This is a genomic window from Streptomyces sp. NPDC036822, assembly GCF_055609145.1.
On record NZ_JBVJPY010000012.1, the window covers coordinates 22,547 to 39,138 of the forward strand.

Annotated in this window: 12 protein-coding genes; 9 read left to right on the forward strand and 3 right to left on the reverse strand. The window is 73.7% G+C overall.

Features of this window, described 5'->3' with window-relative positions:
• Positions 1-9: 9 nt before the first annotated feature.
• The 5 genes from ACZ68P_RS24975 (at position 10) to sucD (ending at position 7,376) form a co-directional block, all read left to right on the forward strand.
• Positions 10-1,134, forward strand: a complete 1,125-nt coding sequence (locus ACZ68P_RS24975; protein WP_471009794.1) for an ATP-binding protein — start codon at positions 10-12, stop codon at positions 1,132-1,134.
• Positions 1,131-3,635: a DUF5682 family protein gene (locus ACZ68P_RS24980; protein ID WP_471009796.1), complete on the forward strand. Its 2,505-nt coding sequence runs from the start codon at positions 1,131-1,133 to the stop codon at positions 3,633-3,635. Before ACZ68P_RS24975 ends, ACZ68P_RS24980 begins: the two co-directional genes overlap by 4 nt.
• Entirely contained in the window at positions 3,632-4,795 is a 1,164-nt protein-coding gene (locus ACZ68P_RS24985) for a VWA domain-containing protein (RefSeq protein ID WP_471009798.1), read from the forward strand. The genes ACZ68P_RS24980 and ACZ68P_RS24985 overlap by 4 nt, the downstream gene beginning before the upstream one ends.
• Before the next feature lie 497 nt (positions 4,796-5,292).
• Entirely contained in the window at positions 5,293-6,471 is a 1,179-nt protein-coding gene (gene sucC, locus ACZ68P_RS24990; RefSeq protein ID WP_471009799.1) for an ADP-forming succinate--CoA ligase subunit beta, read from the forward strand.
• 20 nt (positions 6,472-6,491) lie between these two features.
• A complete protein-coding gene (sucD, locus tag ACZ68P_RS24995; protein ID WP_365718639.1) occupies positions 6,492-7,376 on the forward strand; it encodes a succinate--CoA ligase subunit alpha in 885 nt (294 codons plus the stop codon).
• Positions 7,377-7,478: 102 nt separating this feature from the next.
• Here sucD and ACZ68P_RS25000 read toward each other — a convergent pair whose 3' ends face one another.
• On the reverse strand, positions 7,479-9,059 hold the full coding sequence (locus tag ACZ68P_RS25000) for a helix-turn-helix domain-containing protein (RefSeq protein ID WP_471009801.1): 1,581 nt from the start codon (positions 9,057-9,059) through the stop codon (positions 7,479-7,481).
• Between the two features lie 119 nt (positions 9,060-9,178).
• On the opposite strand from ACZ68P_RS25000, the gene ACZ68P_RS25005 reads away from it, so the two are divergent.
• Positions 9,179-10,765 carry a cell division protein PerM gene (locus ACZ68P_RS25005; protein ID WP_471009803.1) on the forward strand — a complete coding sequence of 529 codons (1,587 nt, stop codon included), beginning with the start codon at positions 9,179-9,181 and terminating at the stop codon, positions 10,763-10,765.
• A 279-nt stretch (positions 10,766-11,044) separates the two neighbouring features.
• Here ACZ68P_RS25005 and ACZ68P_RS25010 read toward each other — a convergent pair whose 3' ends face one another.
• On the reverse strand, positions 11,045-11,791 hold the full coding sequence (locus ACZ68P_RS25010; RefSeq protein ID WP_471009805.1) for a hypothetical protein: 747 nt from the start codon (positions 11,789-11,791) through the stop codon (positions 11,045-11,047).
• A gap of 231 nt (positions 11,792-12,022) precedes the next feature.
• On the opposite strand from ACZ68P_RS25010, the gene purN reads away from it, so the two are divergent.
• The 3 genes from purN to ACZ68P_RS25025 all read left to right on the forward strand — a co-directional run bounded on the left by purN (position 12,023) and on the right by ACZ68P_RS25025 (position 15,832).
• Complete coding sequence (gene purN, locus ACZ68P_RS25015; RefSeq protein ID WP_471009806.1) at positions 12,023-12,637, forward strand: phosphoribosylglycinamide formyltransferase; 615 nt, start codon at positions 12,023-12,025, stop codon at positions 12,635-12,637.
• Positions 12,634-14,199 (forward strand): bifunctional phosphoribosylaminoimidazolecarboxamide formyltransferase/IMP cyclohydrolase, encoded by a 1,566-nt coding sequence (gene purH, locus ACZ68P_RS25020; protein WP_471009808.1) that lies wholly within the window; start codon positions 12,634-12,636, stop codon positions 14,197-14,199. The genes purN and purH overlap by 4 nt, the downstream gene beginning before the upstream one ends.
• Before the next feature lie 193 nt (positions 14,200-14,392).
• Complete coding sequence (locus tag ACZ68P_RS25025; protein WP_471009809.1) at positions 14,393-15,832, forward strand: DUF2079 domain-containing protein; 1,440 nt, start codon at positions 14,393-14,395, stop codon at positions 15,830-15,832.
• A gap of 111 nt (positions 15,833-15,943) precedes the next feature.
• Here the strand turns inward: ACZ68P_RS25025 and ACZ68P_RS25030 are convergent, their stop codons facing one another.
• The gene (locus tag ACZ68P_RS25030) at positions 15,944-16,585 is read right to left on the reverse strand and encodes an RDD family protein (protein ID WP_471009811.1); all 642 of its coding nucleotides are present in this window, start codon (positions 16,583-16,585) and stop codon (positions 15,944-15,946) included.
• Between the last annotated feature and the right edge of the window lie 7 nt (positions 16,586-16,592).

Genomic DNA, 16,592 nt, shown 5'->3' on the forward strand with positions numbered 1-16,592 from the left:
GGGGGATCCATGACCGTGCCCGAAACCATCACGAGCGCCGTGCCGGACACCGGCGCCGAAGTCCTGCGGCCGCACGCCGAGCACGCCTTCGCCGACGAACTCAAGGCGCTCGCCGCCGCCGACGACCGTCCGAGGCCCGTCCGCTGGCAGCTCTCGCCCTGGGCCGTCGCCACCTATCTCCTCGGCGGCACGCTCCCCGACGGGACGGTGATCACGCCCAAGTACGTAGGGCCGCGCCGGATCGTCGAGGTCGCCGTCACCACACTCGCCACCGACCGCGCCCTGCTCCTGCTCGGCGTGCCGGGAACCGCCAAGACCTGGGTGTCCGAGCACCTCGCCGCCGCCGTCAGCGGGGACTCCACCCTCCTCGTCCAGGGCACCGCGGGCACGCCCGAGGAGGCGATCCGCTACGGCTGGAACTACGCCCGGCTGCTCGCCCACGGACCGAGCCGGGACGCGCTCGTGCCCAGCCCCGTCATGCGCGCGATGTCCGAAGGGCTGACCGCCCGCGTCGAGGAGCTCACCCGCATCCCCGCCGACGTGCAGGACACGCTCATCACGATCCTGTCCGAGAAGACCCTGCCCATCCCGGAGTTGGGGCAGGAGACGCAGGCCGTCCGCGGCTTCAACCTGATCGCCACCGCCAACGACCGCGACCGGGGCGTCAACGACCTCTCCAGCGCGCTGCGCCGCCGCTTCAACACGGTCGTGCTGCCGCTGCCCGCCACCCCGGACGCCGAGGTCGACATCGTCTCGCGCCGCGTCGACCAGATCGGACGCTCCCTCGACCTGCCCGCCGTCCCCGAGGGCGTCGAGGAGATCCGCCGGGTCGTGACCGTCTTCCGCGAGCTGCGCGACGGAGTCACCACCGACGGCCGGACGAAGCTCAAGTCCCCCTCGGGAACCCTGTCGACGGCCGAGGCGATCTCCGTCGTCACCGGAGGTCTCGCCCTGGCCGCCCACTTCGGCGACGGCGTCCTGCGCCCCGGCGACATCGCCGCCGGCATCCTCGGAGCCGTCGTCCGCGACCCCGCGGCGGACCGCGTCATCTGGCAGGAGTACCTGGAGACGGTCGTGCGGGAGCGGGACGGCTGGAAGGACTTCTACCGCGCCTGCCGCGAGGTGAGCGCATGACGGCCCCCGCGACGTCCCCGGCACGCGCCCGGCAGGGGACGGGGAGCGCGGGGCGTCCGGAAAGGGCCGGAGGGCGCGGGCCGCTCGTCCTCGGGGTGAGGCATCACGGGCCCGGCTCCGCGCGGGCGGTGCGCGCCGTGCTCGACGCGGAGCGGCCCGCCGCCGTCCTGGTCGAGGGCCCGCCCGAGGCGGACGGGCTGCTCGCGCTGGCCGCCGACGCGTCCATGCACCCGCCCGTCGCCCTGCTCGCCCACGCCGTGGACGATCCCGGCCGCGCCGCGTTCTGGCCGCTGGCGGAGTTCTCGCCCGAGTGGGTGGCGATCCGCTGGGCGCTGGCCCACGGCGCCGCCGTCCGGTTCATCGACCTGCCCGCCGCCCACACCCTGGCCGCCGACCCCACCTGGGGCGACGGCGAGGGGGACGGTGACGAGGCCGACCAGCAGGTGCGGATCGACCCGATCGCCGAACTCGCCGAGGCCGCCGGGTACGACGACCCCGAGCGCTGGTGGGAGGACGTGGTCGAACACCGTGCCGCCGCTCCCGCCCGCGCCGACACCACTGTCCCGGCGACCGTCCCCGCCCGCGCCGACACCGCTGTCCCCGCCTGCCCCGCCGCCCCCATCCACCCCGCCGACAACGCTCCCGCCGCCCCCGCCGACAGCGCCCCCGACGACCCGATGGCCCCCTTCGCCGCGCTCGCCGAGGCGATGGGGGCGCTGCGGGAGGCGTACGGACACGGAGGCCATCCCCGTGACCAGGTACGCGAGGCGTACATGCGGCTCCGGTTGCGGGACGCCCGCAAGGAGTACGGCGACGAGGTCGCCGTCGTCTGCGGCGCCTGGCACGTCCCCGCGCTCACCCGGAAGACCACCGCCACCGCCGACCGCGTCCTGCTCAAGGGCCTGCCCAAGGTCAGGACCGAGACGACCTGGGTGCCCTGGACCCACCGCCGGCTCGCCCGCCGCTCCGGATACGGCGCGGGCATCGACTCGCCCGGCTGGTACGCCCACCTCTTCTCGGCCCCCGACCGGCCGGTCGAGCGCTGGATGACCAAGGTCGCCGGTCTGCTCAGGGACGAGGACCGGTTCGTGTCCTCCGCCCACGTCATCGAGGCCGTACGGCTCGCGCAGACCCTCGCGGCGATGCGCGGCCGGCCCCTGGCCGGGCTCGGCGAGACCACCGACGCCGTGCGGGCCGTGATGTGCGACGGCTCCGACGTCCCCCTCGACCTGATCCGCGACCGCCTCGTCGTCGGCGACGTCCTCGGCGAGGTCCCGGCCGACGCTCCCGCCGTACCGCTCCAGCGGGACCTCGCCCGGCTCCAGCGCGGCCTGCGGCTCAAACCCGAGGCGCTGGAGCGAGAGCTGGAGCTGGACCTGCGCAAGGAGAACGACGCCGCCCGCAGCCGGCTGCTGCACCGGCTCACGCTGCTCGGCGTCCGCTGGGGCGAACGGGTCGCCGGCCGCGGCAGCACCGGCACCTTCCGGGAGAGCTGGCGGCTGCGCTGGCAGCCCGAACTCCACGTCCAGGTCGCCGAGGCGGGCGTCTGGGGCACCACGGTCGCCGCCGCCGCCACGGCCAAGGCCGAGAGCCGCGCCCTGGAGGCCACCGCCCTCGCCGACGTCACCGACCTCGCCGAGCGCTGCCTGCTCGCAGGCCTCGGCGAGGCCCTCCCCACGGTCATGGCGGCGCTCGCCGACCGGGCGGCCCTCGACACCGACGTCGGCCACCTCGCCCAGGCCCTGCCCGCGCTCGCCCGCTCGCTGAGATACGGAGACGTACGCGCCACGGACACCGCCGCGCTCGGCGAGGTCGCTGCCGGGCTCGCCGAGCGGATCCGCGTCGGGATGCCCCCGGCCTGCACCGGCCTGGGCCCCGACGCCGCCGCCGAGATGCGCGGCCACCTCGACGCGGTCCACGGCGCCCTCCCCCTGCTCCCGGACCACGCCGAGCTGACCGACCGGTGGACCGGGATGCTGCGCGGACTCGCCGGCCGCGACACCGTGCCCGGCGCGATCCGCGGCAGAGCCGCCCGGCTGCTCCTCGACGAAGGCCGGCTCGACGAGGACGAGGCAGCGCGGCTCATGGGCCTCGCCCTCTCGCCCGGCACCCCGCCCGCCGACGCGGCCGCCTGGATTGAGGGCTTCGTCGGCGGCGCCTCCGGCGGAGGCATGCTCCTCGTCCACGACCGGCGGCTCCTCGCCCTGGTCGACACCTGGCTCACCGGCGTCACGGCGGACGCCTTCACCGACGTCCTGCCCCTGCTGCGCCGCACCTTCTCCGCCTACGAACCGGGCGTCCGGCGCACGCTCGGCGAGCTGGTCGAGCGCGGCCCGTCCACCGCCGCGACCCGCCAGGACACCACGACCCCCGGCTTCGCCACCGGCCTCGACGAGGAGCGGGCCGACGGCGTGCTCCCCGTCCTGCGGCTCCTGCTCGGCGCGGAAGCCGGCCCGCCCCGAACCGAACCCGTCACGACCGCTGTGGAGGTGGGCCGATGAACGCGGCCGGACACGACGAGCGGCTGCGCCGCTGGCGCATGGTCCTGGGCGGCGGCGAGGCCGACGGCACCGGCCACTCCCCGGCCGGCACGGACGCGGCGATGGACGGTGCCCTGACAGCGCTCTACGGGCAGGGCCCGCGCCCCTCCGGCGGACGGGACCGCGGCGCCGGCCTCGGCGGTTCCGCCCCCTCCGTGGCCCGCTGGCTCGGCGACATCCGTACGTACTTCCCCAGCTCCGTCGTGCAGGTCATGCAGCGCGACGCCATCGACCGCCTCGGCCTGGCCACCCTCCTCATGGAGCCCGAGATGCTGGAGGCCGTCGAGGCCGACGTCCATCTCGTCGGCACCCTGCTCTCCCTCCACAAGGCCATGCTCGAGACGACCAAGGAGACCGCGCGCGCGGTCGTCCGCAAGGTCGTCGAGGACGTGGAGAAGCGCCTCGCCACCCGCACCCGCGCCACCCTCACCGGCGCCCTCGACCGGTCGGCCCGCATCAGCAGGCCCCGGCACCGGGACATCGACTGGGACCGCACCATCCGCGCCAACCTCAAGAACTACCTGCCGGAGCACCGCACGGTCGTCCCCGAGCGGCTCATCGGCTACGGCCGGGCCGCGCGGACGGTGAAGAAGGACGTCGTGCTCTGCATCGACCAGTCGGGCTCGATGGCGGCGTCCGTCGTGTACGCGTCGGTGTTCGGCGCCGTCCTCGCCTCGATGCGGTCCCTCACGACCCGGCTCGTCGTCTTCGACACGGCGGTGGTCGACCTGACCGACCGGCTCGACGACCCGGTCGACGTCCTGTTCGGCACCCAGCTCGGCGGCGGCACCGACATCAACCGGGCCCTCGCCTACTGCCAGTCGCGGATCACCCGGCCCGCCGACACCGTCGTCGTCCTCATCAGCGATCTGTACGAAGGGGGCATCCGCGACGAGATGCTCAAGCGGGTGGCGGCGATGAAGGCCGCCGGGGTCCAGTTCGTCGCCCTGCTCGCGCTCTCCGACGAGGGGGCCCCGGCCTACGACCGCGAGCACGCGGCCGCCCTCGCGGCCCTCGGCGCCCCCGCCTTCGCCTGCACCCCGGACCTCTTCCCCAAGGTGATGGCGGCGGCGATCGAGAAGCGCCCCCTGCCCCGGCCGGACACGGCGGCCCCGCGGTAGCCCGCTACGGAATCCTTCGCCGCACCGGCGTGCGACATGCTGCGGACCCGTCACCGCATCGGCCGTCCGGCCCTGCGGAATCCGTCGCCGGCCCGCGCGTCCGGTCCGCGGATTCCGTCGCCGTGCCGCCGTTCGGCCGGACACCGCGCGCCGCACTGAGGCCCATATCACACGGCCTCCCGCAGGGCCCTCACCCCGCGGGCGGGCGCGTCGTGAGGCCGGGGAAGCCCGGGCCCTGCCTGCCTCTTGGGCCCCCCGGGCCCCCGCCCGTACCCCTACGGACCGCCCCCCACCCCCTACGTTCTGTGACCCGTATCACCGCTCCGGTGTGATCTGCGATTTAGGGACCCACGTCCCTCGGGGATAACCTGCGAGACGGACATGCCGCGTCCACGGACACCGTGTACGCCTCCCTTGTGACAGCGCAGTCACGTTGCCCTTCGCGGCACGCCCACGCAGACAACGAACCGCGATCATCAGAAAAGGGACGGACGCGCGTGGACCTGTTCGAGTACCAGGCGAGGGACCTCTTCGCCAAGCACGGTGTACCGGTGCTGGCCGGTGAAGTCATCGACACGCCTGAGGCGGCGCGCGAGGCCACCGAGCGTCTTGGCGGCAAGTCGGTCGTCAAGGCGCAGGTGAAGGTCGGCGGCCGCGGCAAGGCCGGCGGCGTGAAGCTGGCCGCCACCCCGGACGAGGCCGTCGCCCGCGCGACGGACATCCTCGGGATGGACATCAAGGGCCACACGGTCCACAAGGTGATGATCGCGGAGACCGCTCCGGAAATCCTCGAGGAGTACTACGTCTCGTACCTCCTCGACCGCACCAACCGCACCTTCCTGGCCATGGCCTCGGTGCAGGGCGGCATGGACATCGAGGAGGTCGCGGAGAAGACCCCCGAGGCCCTCGCGAAGGTCCCGGTCGACTCCAACACCGGTGTCACCATCGAGAAGGCCCGCGAGATCGTGGCCCTGGCGAAGTTCCCGGCCGAGGTGGCCGAGAAGGTCGCCGAGGTCCTCGTGACCCTGTGGGAGACCTTCGTCGCCGAGGACGCGCTCCTCGTCGAGGTCAACCCGCTGGCCAAGGTCGCCTCCGGCGACATCCTGGCCCTGGACGGCAAGGTGTCTCTCGACGAGAACGCCGACTTCCGTCAGCCCGAGCACGAGGCGCTCGAGGACAAGGCCGCAGCCAACCCGCTCGAGGCTGCCGCCAAGGCCAAGAACCTCAACTACGTCAAGCTCGACGGCGAGGTCGGCATCATCGGCAACGGCGCGGGCCTGGTCATGTCGACCCTGGACGTCGTCGCGTACGCCGGTGAGAACCACGGCGGCGTGAAGCCGGCCAACTTCCTCGACATCGGCGGCGGCGCCTCCGCCGAGGTCATGGCGAACGGCCTGGAGATCATCCTGGGCGACCCGGACGTCAAGTCCGTGTTCGTCAACGTCTTCGGTGGCATCACCGCCTGCGACGAGGTCGCCAACGGCATCGTCCAGGCCCTGGAGCTCCTGAAGAGCAAGGGCGAAGAGGTCACCAAGCCGCTGGTCGTGCGCCTCGACGGCAACAACGCGGAGCTGGGTCGCAAGATCCTGTCGGACGCGAACCACCCGCTCGTGCAGCGCGTGGACACCATGGACGGCGCGGCCGACAAGGCCGCCGAGCTCGCGGCTGCGAAGTAAGGGACGAGGTCAAGCACACCATGGCTATCTTCCTCACCAAGGACAGCAAGGTCATCGTCCAGGGCATGACCGGTGCCACGGGCATGAAGCACACCAAGCTCATGCTGGGTGACGGCACCAACATCGTCGGTGGCGTCAACCCGCGCAAGGCCGGCACGACCGTCGACTTCGACGGCACCGAGGTCCCGGTCTTCGGCTCCGTCGCCGAGGCGATGAAGGAGACCGGCGCCAACGTCTCGGTCCTCTTCGTCCCGCCGGCCTTCGCCAAGGCCGCCGTGGTCGAGGCGATCGACGCCGAGATCCCGCTGGCCGTCGTCATCACCGAGGGCATCGCCGTCCACGACTCCGCCGCCTTCTGGGCGTACGCGCAGTCGAAGGGCAACAAGACCCGGATCATCGGCCCGAACTGCCCGGGTCTCATCACCCCCGGCCAGTCCAACGCCGGCATCATCCCGGGCGACATCACGAAGCCGGGCCGCATCGGCCTGGTCTCGAAGTCCGGCACGCTGACGTACCAGATGATGTACGAGCTGCGTGACATCGGCTTCTCGTCCGCCGTCGGCATCGGTGGCGACCCGGTCATCGGCACGACGCACATCGACGCCCTCGCGGCGTTCGAGGCGGACCCCGACACCGACCTGATCGTCATGATCGGCGAGATCGGCGGCGACGCCGAGGAGCGGGCGGCCGACTTCATCGCGAAGAACGTCACCAAGCCGGTCGTCGGCTACGTCGCGGGCTTCACCGCGCCCGAGGGCAAGACCATGGGCCACGCCGGTGCCATCGTCTCCGGCTCCTCCGGCACGGCCCAGGCGAAGAAGGAGGCCCTCGAGGCCGCCGGCGTCAAGGTCGGCAAGACGCCGACCGAGACGGCCAAGCTGGCGCGCGCCATCCTCGCGGGCTGAACCGTCGCCTGACGCGTTCGCACAGGAGTGGGCCCCGCCCCTCCCGGGAAACCGGGCGGGGGCGGGGCCCACTCGCGTGCGGGAGCACTTTCCCGCGGGCGGTCAGTGCGTGTCCGGGACCAGCCGTTCCGGGCCGGAGTGGGGCCGCTCGCGCAGCATCTCCCGCAGCTGCCGGTCCCGGGGGGTGAGTCGCGGCGAGCCGCCGCTGACCGGGACACCGTCGACCCTCTCGCCGGGGGCGTGCGTCGGCATGTAATGGGTCGGCGCGGTGGCGGCCGTGAACGCCGTCGCCCCGACGAGCACCGTCGTCACGCTCAACGCCGTCCGGGTCCACAGCCGTACGCGCCACTCGCCCCTGGCGCGTACGGTCTTCGCCGACGGGAGCGTCGCCGTCGGCGCCTCCGCGACGAGCGCGCTCAGCCGGCGGTGGAGGACGTCGGGGTCGGCGAGTTCGGGGAGCCGCTGTCCGATGACGGTACGGGCGTGCAGCAGCCGGTTGGCGGCCGCGGGGGTGCTCGCCTCGGTCTCGGCGGCCGTGTCGGGCAGGTCGAGCCCGAGCCCGTCGTAGAGCAGGACGGTGCGACGGTACGACGGCGGCAGGTCGAGCAGCACCGTGAGCAGCGCCCGCCGCCCCGCCTCCGTGGGCGGGCTGTCGGGGTGCCGGTGCCTGCGGCGCAGCCGGTGCCAGGGTGAGAGCGCGTACTCGTACGCGACCACCCGCACCCATCCCACCGGGTCGCGGTCGACGGCGACCTCGGGCCAGTGCTGCCAGGCGTGGTGGAAGGCGCGCTCGACCGACTCCCGTGAGAGCCGGCGCCGGCCGGTCAGCAGGTAGGTCTGGTGGACGAGGCCGGGGGCGGCGTAGGCGTACAGCGCGTCGAAGGCCTCCTCCGGCGTGAGGGAGAAGCGCGGGGCCGCGGACTCCGCCTCGGCGTCGGTGTCCGTCTCGGTGACACGGGCGGTCTCGGCGTCGTATGCGGACGTGGACGCGGCAGCGGGAGCGGCCCCGGGAGGGGCAGTGCCGGGGGAGGGCAGTGCCTCGGCCACTCGCGCCGCGACCGCCGGTTCAGATCCGGGTTCGGCCGCCACCGCCGGGGCGCGGCCAGGCACCACCGGTCCGGAATCAGCCGCCGCCGGTTCGACGTCGGCCGCCGCCGGTTCGACGTCGGCCGCCCCCGGTTCGGCGCCTGCCACCGTCGGTCCGGAATCGGCCGCCCCCGGTTCGGCGCTTGCCATCGTCGACCCGGGATCGACCACCGTCGAACGGCGATCGGCCGGCGCCGGCCTCGGTGTGGAGCGCTCAGGCCGTGCCTCGTGCTCTGCGGTCGCCGGGGAGAGGGGCCCTGCGGTCTTCGGAGGCTTGCCCGCGCGCCTCACCGCCGCCTGAGGCCGGGCGGGCGGGGCGCTTCTCCCGCGCGCCTCCGGCTCCGGCACGGACTCCGCCCGGGAGGGCTCGGGCTCTTCCTCGTACGCGCCGAGGAGCTTCATGTACGCCTCCCGCTTCCGACCCCGCGGCTCGGTCCGTCCCGTCTCCCAGGACCGCACGGTGGCCCGCGTGACGCCCATGGTTTCCGCGAGCTGGTCCTCGCTCAGGGCCAGGGCCTCGCGAAGTCTGCGCCGCTCCTTGGGGGGCGGCAGCACGAGGGGCGAGGAATCGGCGGTCCCCCGACTCGTCGGACTCATCGGTGTCGACCTCCCGCAGAGCTTCTGTGGGCGGAAAAGTACATAAACGTATATTGAGCGACACAACGGCTGTTTGCCTGTTACGTCGGAAAAGCGCGTGTCGTTGGCAGCATGGGCCCGTGACCCCTGTGACCGAGCACCCTCCCGCACCGCCGACCACCGAGCCGCTGGTCCTCCCGCGGGGCCGTTCCACCGTGCTGGTCGCCGCCTTCGTACGGGGCGGAACGGCAGCGGTGCTCGGACTCGGCGGCCTGGCGGTCCTGGTCACGGCGGCCTGGATCGGCTCCCCGTACCCGGACAGCGGCCCCGGCGGAGCGCTGCACACGGCCGCGGGCCTCTGGCTGCTGGCCCACGGCGCCGACCTGGTGCGCACCGAGACGCTCTCGGGGGTGCCCGCACCCCTGGGCCTCTCGCCCCTGCTGCTCATGATCCTCCCGGGATGGCTGGCGCACCGCGCGGCCCGGGACACGCTGGAGCCGGACGAAGGCCGTCCGAAACCGTCCACCGGCGGGGCGGTGACCGCTGTCTGCTCCGGATACCTGCTGGTCGCGGCGTGTGTCGCGGTCTATGCCGCGAGCGGCCCGCTGCCGGCCGACCCGGTCGCGACCGCGCTGTGGCTGCCTGCCGTGGTGGCTTCGGCGGCCGGCCTCGGGGTCTGGACGGCGATCGGGCGGCCTCTGCCCCAGGGGGAGCAGGCGGCCGTCGCACTGCGGTCGGCCGGGCTCGCGGTGGTGACCCTGCTCGGGGGCGGCGCCGTGCTGGCCGGTGTCTCGCTGGGCCGGCACGGGGCCGAGGCGCAGGCTTCCTTCGCGGGGCTGGCGGGGGAGTGGTCGGGCCGGTCCGGTCTCCTGCTCCTCACCGTCGCGCTGGCCCCGAACGCCGCCGTCTGGGCCGCCTCCTACGCTCTGGGACCCGGCTTCGCGCTCGGTACGGGCGCCGTGGCGACCCCGCTCGGGTTCACCGCGGACGCGGCCGTTCCGGCCTTTCCCCTGCTCGCCGCGCTGCCCGCCGAGGGCCCCGGTGGCTGGCAGCACCGCGCCGTGGCGGCCGTCCCCCTGGTGGCGGCGCTCGCGCTGGGGTGGTGCGCGGGGCGGAACGCGCGGCTGTGGACGGTCCGGGAGACGGTGCTGACGGCGCTGGCCGCCGCCGGGGCGTGTGGGGCGGCGATGGCGCTGCTCGCGGCGGCCGCCGGCGGCCCGCTGGGGTCCGGCCGGCTGTCGGCGTTCGGCCCGGTGTGGTGGCAGACGGGGGCCGCGGCGGTGCTGTGGAGCACGGCGCTGGGCCTGCCGACGGCGTTGGCGGTACGGGCCTGGGCGCGGCGCGGTCTGAAGTCGCCGCCCGTTCCCGTACCCCTGCCCGTCGCGGCGCCGGTGTCCGGCACGTCCGCGACCGCCGCGGCACCGGACGTCCTGGACGCCGACCCGCTCGCCGACCCGCTCGCCGGGCCGGCGGAGGACGAGGACGACCTCGGCTTCGACGCGTACGACTTCCTCACGGCGGCCTGGGAGCCGGCCCCGGCCCTGCCGCCGACAGCGCGCCTGCCGCAGCCCTTGCCCCCGCTGCCGCCCTTCCCGCCGCCGTCGCCCCCGGCGCCCGCCGCGCCACCGGCCTCGCGGCCGGTGCCGACCGAGCCCGTCGGCCCTGTCGAGCCCGCCGTCCCCCCGCCGCCCACCGCGCCCCGCCCCGCCGAGCGCACGGACCCGTGACGCACCCCGCCCCGCCGAGCGCACGGACCCGTGACGCACCCCGCCCTGCCCCGCCGAGCGCACGGACCCGTGACGCACCCCGCCCCGCCGCCCACCGCGCCCCGCCCCGCCGAGCGCACGGACCCGTGACGCACCCCGCCCCGCCGAGCCGAAAACACCCAGCCGTACGCACCGCCGTACGCACCGCCGTACGCACCGCCGTACGCACCGAGCCTCCCCCCGACCGGCGGTCGGGGAGAGGCTCGGTGGCGCGGTACGGCAGTCCGGCTCCGGCGGTGGCTACTCGCGCACGCCGAAGACGTCGCGCAGCGGTTCCGGCAGCAGGTCGTTGCAGGCGAGCTGGCCCGACTTGGTCAAGGCGTCGTCGGCGCAGGTGTAGAAGTCGCGGTAGACGAGCTGGAGGGTGAAGCCGCCCGCGACGATCAGCAGGGACAGCACTCCCGCGACCAGGCCGCTGATCGCGGCGGTGCGCTGGGCCCTGGCGGGTCCCGGCCGGGCTCCCGCGCCGCTCGCGCCAGGGCCACCGGCCGCGCCGGCGCCGTCGTCGGCGCCCGGAGCCGCGGTGGCCCCCCGCACGACGGAGGCGGCCGCCGGGGAGGACGGGCCGCCCGTCGCGGCCTTCGGCTTGGTGCGCAGGGCGCTGACGGCCCAGTACAGGGCCAGCGCGCCCAGGAGCAGGGCGAGCTCCCGGATCTCGAAGATCGCGAAGAAGAACGCCCACATACCCGCGAGGAGCGCGTACCGCGCCCTCCGCTGCGCCGGATCCGTCGGGTCCCACTTCATGCCGGGACCCTTGCCCTGGTCGGGGCCGCCCTCGCCCGACGGGCGCTCGGGGCGGCGGCCCCAGCCGTCGGTGGAGCGGCCGGGCTGGCGGCTGCTCCAGCGGCCTGAGGAGGATCCGGACGACTCGGACGACGAGTCGTCGTCCGAGCCCTCCGGCCGCCGCGGCTGCCACGGCTGGTCCGGCTGCCCCTCGGGCGGCGGCGCGAACGGATTGTTGTCGTCCGTGGACTGGCGTTCCGGCATCTGCTGAACGTCTTCCCTCTGTCGTCGCAACTGCGGTCTCACGTGCTGTCTCAACGGGTGTCTCATCTGGCGTCGAACCCTGACGCTACCCCGCGGCCACGCCCCCGTCCCGTGGGGGCCGTCCGGTGTGCCGGTATCGTTGCTGACGGTCGGGCCGTTCGTAGGGTTCCCCGTATCGAGGGCCACGATTCGTTCGTACGACCGTACAAACACCACGGAAAGAGTGACTCAGTGGCCGCCGCCCGTCTCGTCGTCCTGGTCTCCGGGTCCGGCACCAACCTCCAGGCCCTGCTCGACGCCATCGCCGCCGACCCCGAGGGGTACGGCGCCGAGATCGTGGCCGTGGGCGCCGACCGTGACGGCATCGCGGGTCTGGAACGCGCCGAGCGCGCCGGGCTGCCCACGTTCGTCTGCCGGGTCAAGGACCACGCCTCCCGGGACGAGTGGGACCGCGCGCTCACCGAGGCCACCGCCGCGTACGCGCCCGATCTCGTCGTCTCGGCCGGTTTCATGAAGATCGTCGGCAAGGAGTTCCTCGCCCGCTTCGGCGGCCGGGTCGTCAACACCCACCCGGCGCTCCTCCCCAGCTTTCCCGGTGCCCACGGGGTGCGGGACGCCCTCGCGTACGGCGCGAAGGTCACCGGATGCACCGTTCACTTCGTCGACGACGGTGTCGACACCGGCCCGATCATCGCCCAGGGCGTGGTCGAAGTCCGGGACGAGGACGATGAAGCCGCTCTCCATGAGCGGATCAAGGAAGTCGAGCGTTCGCTGCTCGTCGAGGTCGTGGGGCGTCTGGCCCGGCACGGCTACCGCATTGAGGGACGAAAGGTAACAATCCCGTGACCGCCGAAGGTACGACGCGCCCCATCCGCCGCGCACTCGTCAGCGTCTACGACAAGACCGGCCTGGAGAAGCTGGCCCGCGGCCTGCACGAGGCGGGTGTCGCCCTCGTCTCCACCGGTTCCACCGCCGCCAAGATCGCCGCCGCCGGCATCCCGGTCACCAAGGTCGAGGAGCTCACCGGCTTCCCCGAGTGCCTGGACGGCCGCGTCAAGACGCTGCACCCGCGCGTGCACGCCGGCATCCTCGCCGACCTGCGCCTGGAGGGCCACCGCAACCAGCTCGCCGAGCTGGGCGTCGAGCCCTTCGACCTGGTCGTCGTGAACCTGTACCCGTTCAAGGAGACCGTCGCCTCCGGCGCCACCCCCGACGAGTGCGTCGAGCAGATCGACATCGGTGGCCCCTCGATGGTCCGCGCGGCCGCCAAGAACCACCCGTCGGTGCTGGTCGTCACCGACCCGGGCGCGTACGACGCGGTCCTCCTCGCGGTCAAGGAGACCGGGGGCACCACGCTGGGCCTGCGCAAGCTGTTCGCCGCCAGGGCCTTCCAGCACACCGCCGCGTACGACGTGGCCGTCGCCTCCTGGTTCGCCGACGAGTACGCCGCTGCCGACGACAGCGGTTTCCCCGACTTCCTGGGGGCCACGTACGAGCGGAACAACGTGCTGCGCTACGGCGAGAACCCGCACCAGGGCGCCGCGCTCTACGTCGACGGCACCGGCGGCCTCGCCCAGGCCGAGCAGCTGCACGGCAAGGAGATGTCGTACAACAACTACACGGACACCGATGCCGCGCGCCGGGCCGCGTACGACCACTCCGAGCCCTGCGTCGCGATCATCAAGCACGCCAACCCGTGCGGCATCGCGATCGGCGCCGACGTCGCCGAGGCCCACCGCAAGGCCCACGCCTGCGACCCGCTGTCGGCGTTCGGCGGCGTGATCGCAGTGAACCGTCCGGTCTCCGTGGCGATGGCCGAGCAGGTCGCCGAGATCTTCACCGAGGTCATCGTCGCCCCCGGCTACGAGGACGGCGCCGTCGAGGTGCTGGCCAAGAAGAAGAACATCCGCGTCCTGCGCGCCGAGGGCGCCCCGGCCGCTCCGGTCGAGGTCAAGCCGATCGACGGCGGCGCGCTGCTGCAGGTCACCGACCGCCTCCAGGCCGACGGCGACAAGCCGGAGAACTGGACGCTGGCGACCGGCGAGGCGCTCTCCGCGGAGGAGCTCGCCGAGCTGGCGTTCGCCTGGAAGGCGTGCCGCGCGGTCAAGTCCAACGCGATCCTCCTCGCCAAGGACGGCGCCTCGGTCGGCGTCGGCATGGGCCAGGTCAACCGCGTCGACTCCGCGAAGCTCGCGGTCGAGCGCGCGGGCGAGGAGCGGGCGCGCGGCGCGTACGCAGCCTCGGACGCGTTCTTCCCCTTCCCCGACGGCCTGGAGATCCTCACGGAGGCGGGCGTCAAGGCGGTCGTGCAGCCGGGCGGGTCGGTCCGCGACGAGCTGGTGATCGAGGCCGCGCGGAAGGCGGGCGTGACGATGTACTTCACCGGCACGCGCCACTTCTTCCACTGACGGGGCCCCTGCCACCGCCATGCCACGGACGGCCCGCCCGGTACCCCTCGGTACCGGGCGGGCCGTCCGCCGTACGGGTCGCGGCCCGTGTGCGCTCGGCGATTCCGCCCCCGGTGGGTCTCTGGTCTAATGGGTTGCTCTTTTGTCGGCGGCTGGTTCAGGGGGCGCGGTGTTGGATGTACGGAACGGGGCTGTGGCGGAGACCACCGCCCCGGAGACGTCCGCGCCGGAGACCGGCGCCGGGCCCCCCGCCCCCGCCCCCGGGGTCCCGATCCGCCCGTACGCGCTCCTCGCCGGAGTGCTGTGCGCCCTCTACTTCCTCTACTCCTGGGTGCAGTACGAGCGGTTCCGCACGCCCTCGTGGGACCTCGGGATCTTCGAGCAGTCCGTCCGCGCCTACGCCGAGTTCCGCGCGCCCATAGTCGACATCAAGGGCCCCGGCTTCCTCATACTCGGGGACCACTTCAGTCCGGTCACCGCCCTCCTGGCGCCCCTGTACTGGATCTGGTCCTCCCCCCTCGCGCTCCTCCTCGCCCAGGCCGCGCTCTTCGCCGCCTCCGCCGCGATCGTGGGCCGCACCGCCCAGGAGGTGCTCGGCAGCCGTGCCGCCGGCATCGGCCTCACCGTCGCCTGCGGCCTCTCCTGGGGTCTGCAGGAAGCGGTCAAGTCCGACTTCCACGAGATCGCCTTCGCCGTCCCGCTGCTCGCCCTGACCTGCCGGGCCCTGCTCCTCGGGCGGTGGACCGCCGCCGTCGCCTGGTCCGCCCCGCTGGTCCTGGTCAAGGAGGATATGGGGCTCACCGTCGCCATGGTCGGCGCGGTCCTCTTCCTGCGCGGCGGCCGCCGGCTCGGCGCCGCCCTGGCCGGTTTCGGCGTCGCCGCCTTCGCCCTGACGGTACTGGTCCTGATCCCCGCCGCGAGCCGCGTCGGCCAGTACGACTACTGGGCCAAGATCGAGAAGTCCAGCGAGGGCGCGGACGTCTCCTTCGCGCAGGCGCTCCTCACGTCCCTCGGCGCCGGCGAGAAGTGGGAGATGCTCTTCTTCCTCGTCGGCATCACGGGCTTCCTCGCCCTGCGCTCCCCGCTGATGCTGCTGGTGCTGCCCACGCTCGGCTGGCGCTTCCTCTCCCAGGACCCGAACCACTGGGGGATGCTCTGGCACTACAGCGCCATCCTGATGCCCATCGTCTTCCTCGCCCTGGTCGACGCCGTCCGGGCCGTCCGCAGCTCGCCGCGCGGCTGGCTCGTCTCGTACGGCAGGGTCGTCGTCCCCGTCGTCACGGCCGTCTCGATCGTGCTCGCCCTCGACCTGCCGCTGCGGGAGCTGCTGCGCCCGGAGACGTACCGCACGGACACCCGGACGACGGAGGCCCGCAAGGCGGTGGACGCGGTGCCCGAGGGGTCGAGCGTGGAGACCAACGTGCCGCTGATGGCGCATCTCACCGGGGACCACACGGTCTACTGGGTCGGCGGTGCGCAGGGGGTCACCCCCGACTACCTCGCCTTCGACCTCGACTCGGGCTGGTCGCAGCCGGTGTCGGACCCGGTCGGCCTGGCGTCCTCGCTCCATCCGGGGGCGCGCTACGAGGTGTCGTTCCAGGCGGGACGGTTCGTGGTGCTGCGTCGGACCTGAGCCCCCTTCGTCAGGTTTGCGACGAGGAACGGTGAAGAAGCGGCGGAAGAACGAGGAAGGGCCCCCGGTTCGTCGAACCGGGGGCCCTTCCGTCGTCGGGAGCGGCGGCTGTCAGCCGTTCTCCTTGATGACCACCGTGCTGCACACCTTGTCGGCGAAGGTCTGCTTCTTCGCGTCCCAGATCGGCCACAGGTAGCCGATGTAGCAGGCGATGCCGTCGAGGAAGTGCGCCAGCTGCCGGACGAACGCCATGCCGAAGCCGAGCGGACGGCCGTCGGCCTCGCGCAGCGTACGGGTGCCGACGGCGCGCTTGCCGATCGTCTGGCCCGTGGAGCCTTCCTTGTAGATCTGGAAGAAGAACATGCCGATCAGGTAGACGAACGAGATCAGCCCGAGGACCGTGGCCAGGCCGCTGGACTCGCCGCCGCCCATCGCGGCACCGATGCCGGTCACGAGGTAGAAGGGTCCGAGCAGGACGGCGCTGTCGATGAGCCGGGACAGCACGCGCCAGCCCCAGTGCGCCAGCGGCGGCATGCCGCCGTAGCCCATCGGAGCCTGCGACATCTGCGGAGCCTGCGGGTACGCGCCGTACGGCGACGGCTGGGCGGGCTGCTGCGGGTAGCCGTACTGCGGCGGCACACCCTGCGGCGGAACGCCCTGCGGGGCCTGCTGCGGGTAGCCGTAGCCCGGCTGGCCCTGGGGCGGCTGCTGGGGCTGCTGGCCGTACGGGTTGTTCGGGTCGCCGAAGCTCATGACGGGG

Excerpts from the sequence above, each read along its gene's own strand:
- ACZ68P_RS24975 (WP_471009794.1), top strand. The coding sequence starts at position 10 with ATGACCGTGCCCGAAACCATCACGAGCGCCGTGCCGGACACCGGCGCC.
- ACZ68P_RS24980 (WP_471009796.1), top strand. The coding sequence starts at position 1,131 with ATGACGGCCCCCGCGACGTCCCCGGCACGCGCCCGGCAGGGGACGGGG.
- ACZ68P_RS24985 (WP_471009798.1), top strand. The coding sequence starts at position 3,632 with ATGAACGCGGCCGGACACGACGAGCGGCTGCGCCGCTGGCGCATGGTC.
- sucD (WP_365718639.1), top strand. The coding sequence starts at position 6,492 with ATGGCTATCTTCCTCACCAAGGACAGCAAGGTCATCGTCCAGGGCATG.
- ACZ68P_RS25000 (WP_471009801.1), bottom strand. The coding sequence starts at position 9,059 with ATGAGTCCGACGAGTCGGGGGACCGCCGATTCCTCGCCCCTCGTGCTG.
- ACZ68P_RS25010 (WP_471009805.1), bottom strand. The coding sequence starts at position 11,791 with ATGCCGGAACGCCAGTCCACGGACGACAACAATCCGTTCGCGCCGCCG.
- ACZ68P_RS25030 (WP_471009811.1), bottom strand. The coding sequence starts at position 16,585 with ATGAGCTTCGGCGACCCGAACAACCCGTACGGCCAGCAGCCCCAGCAG.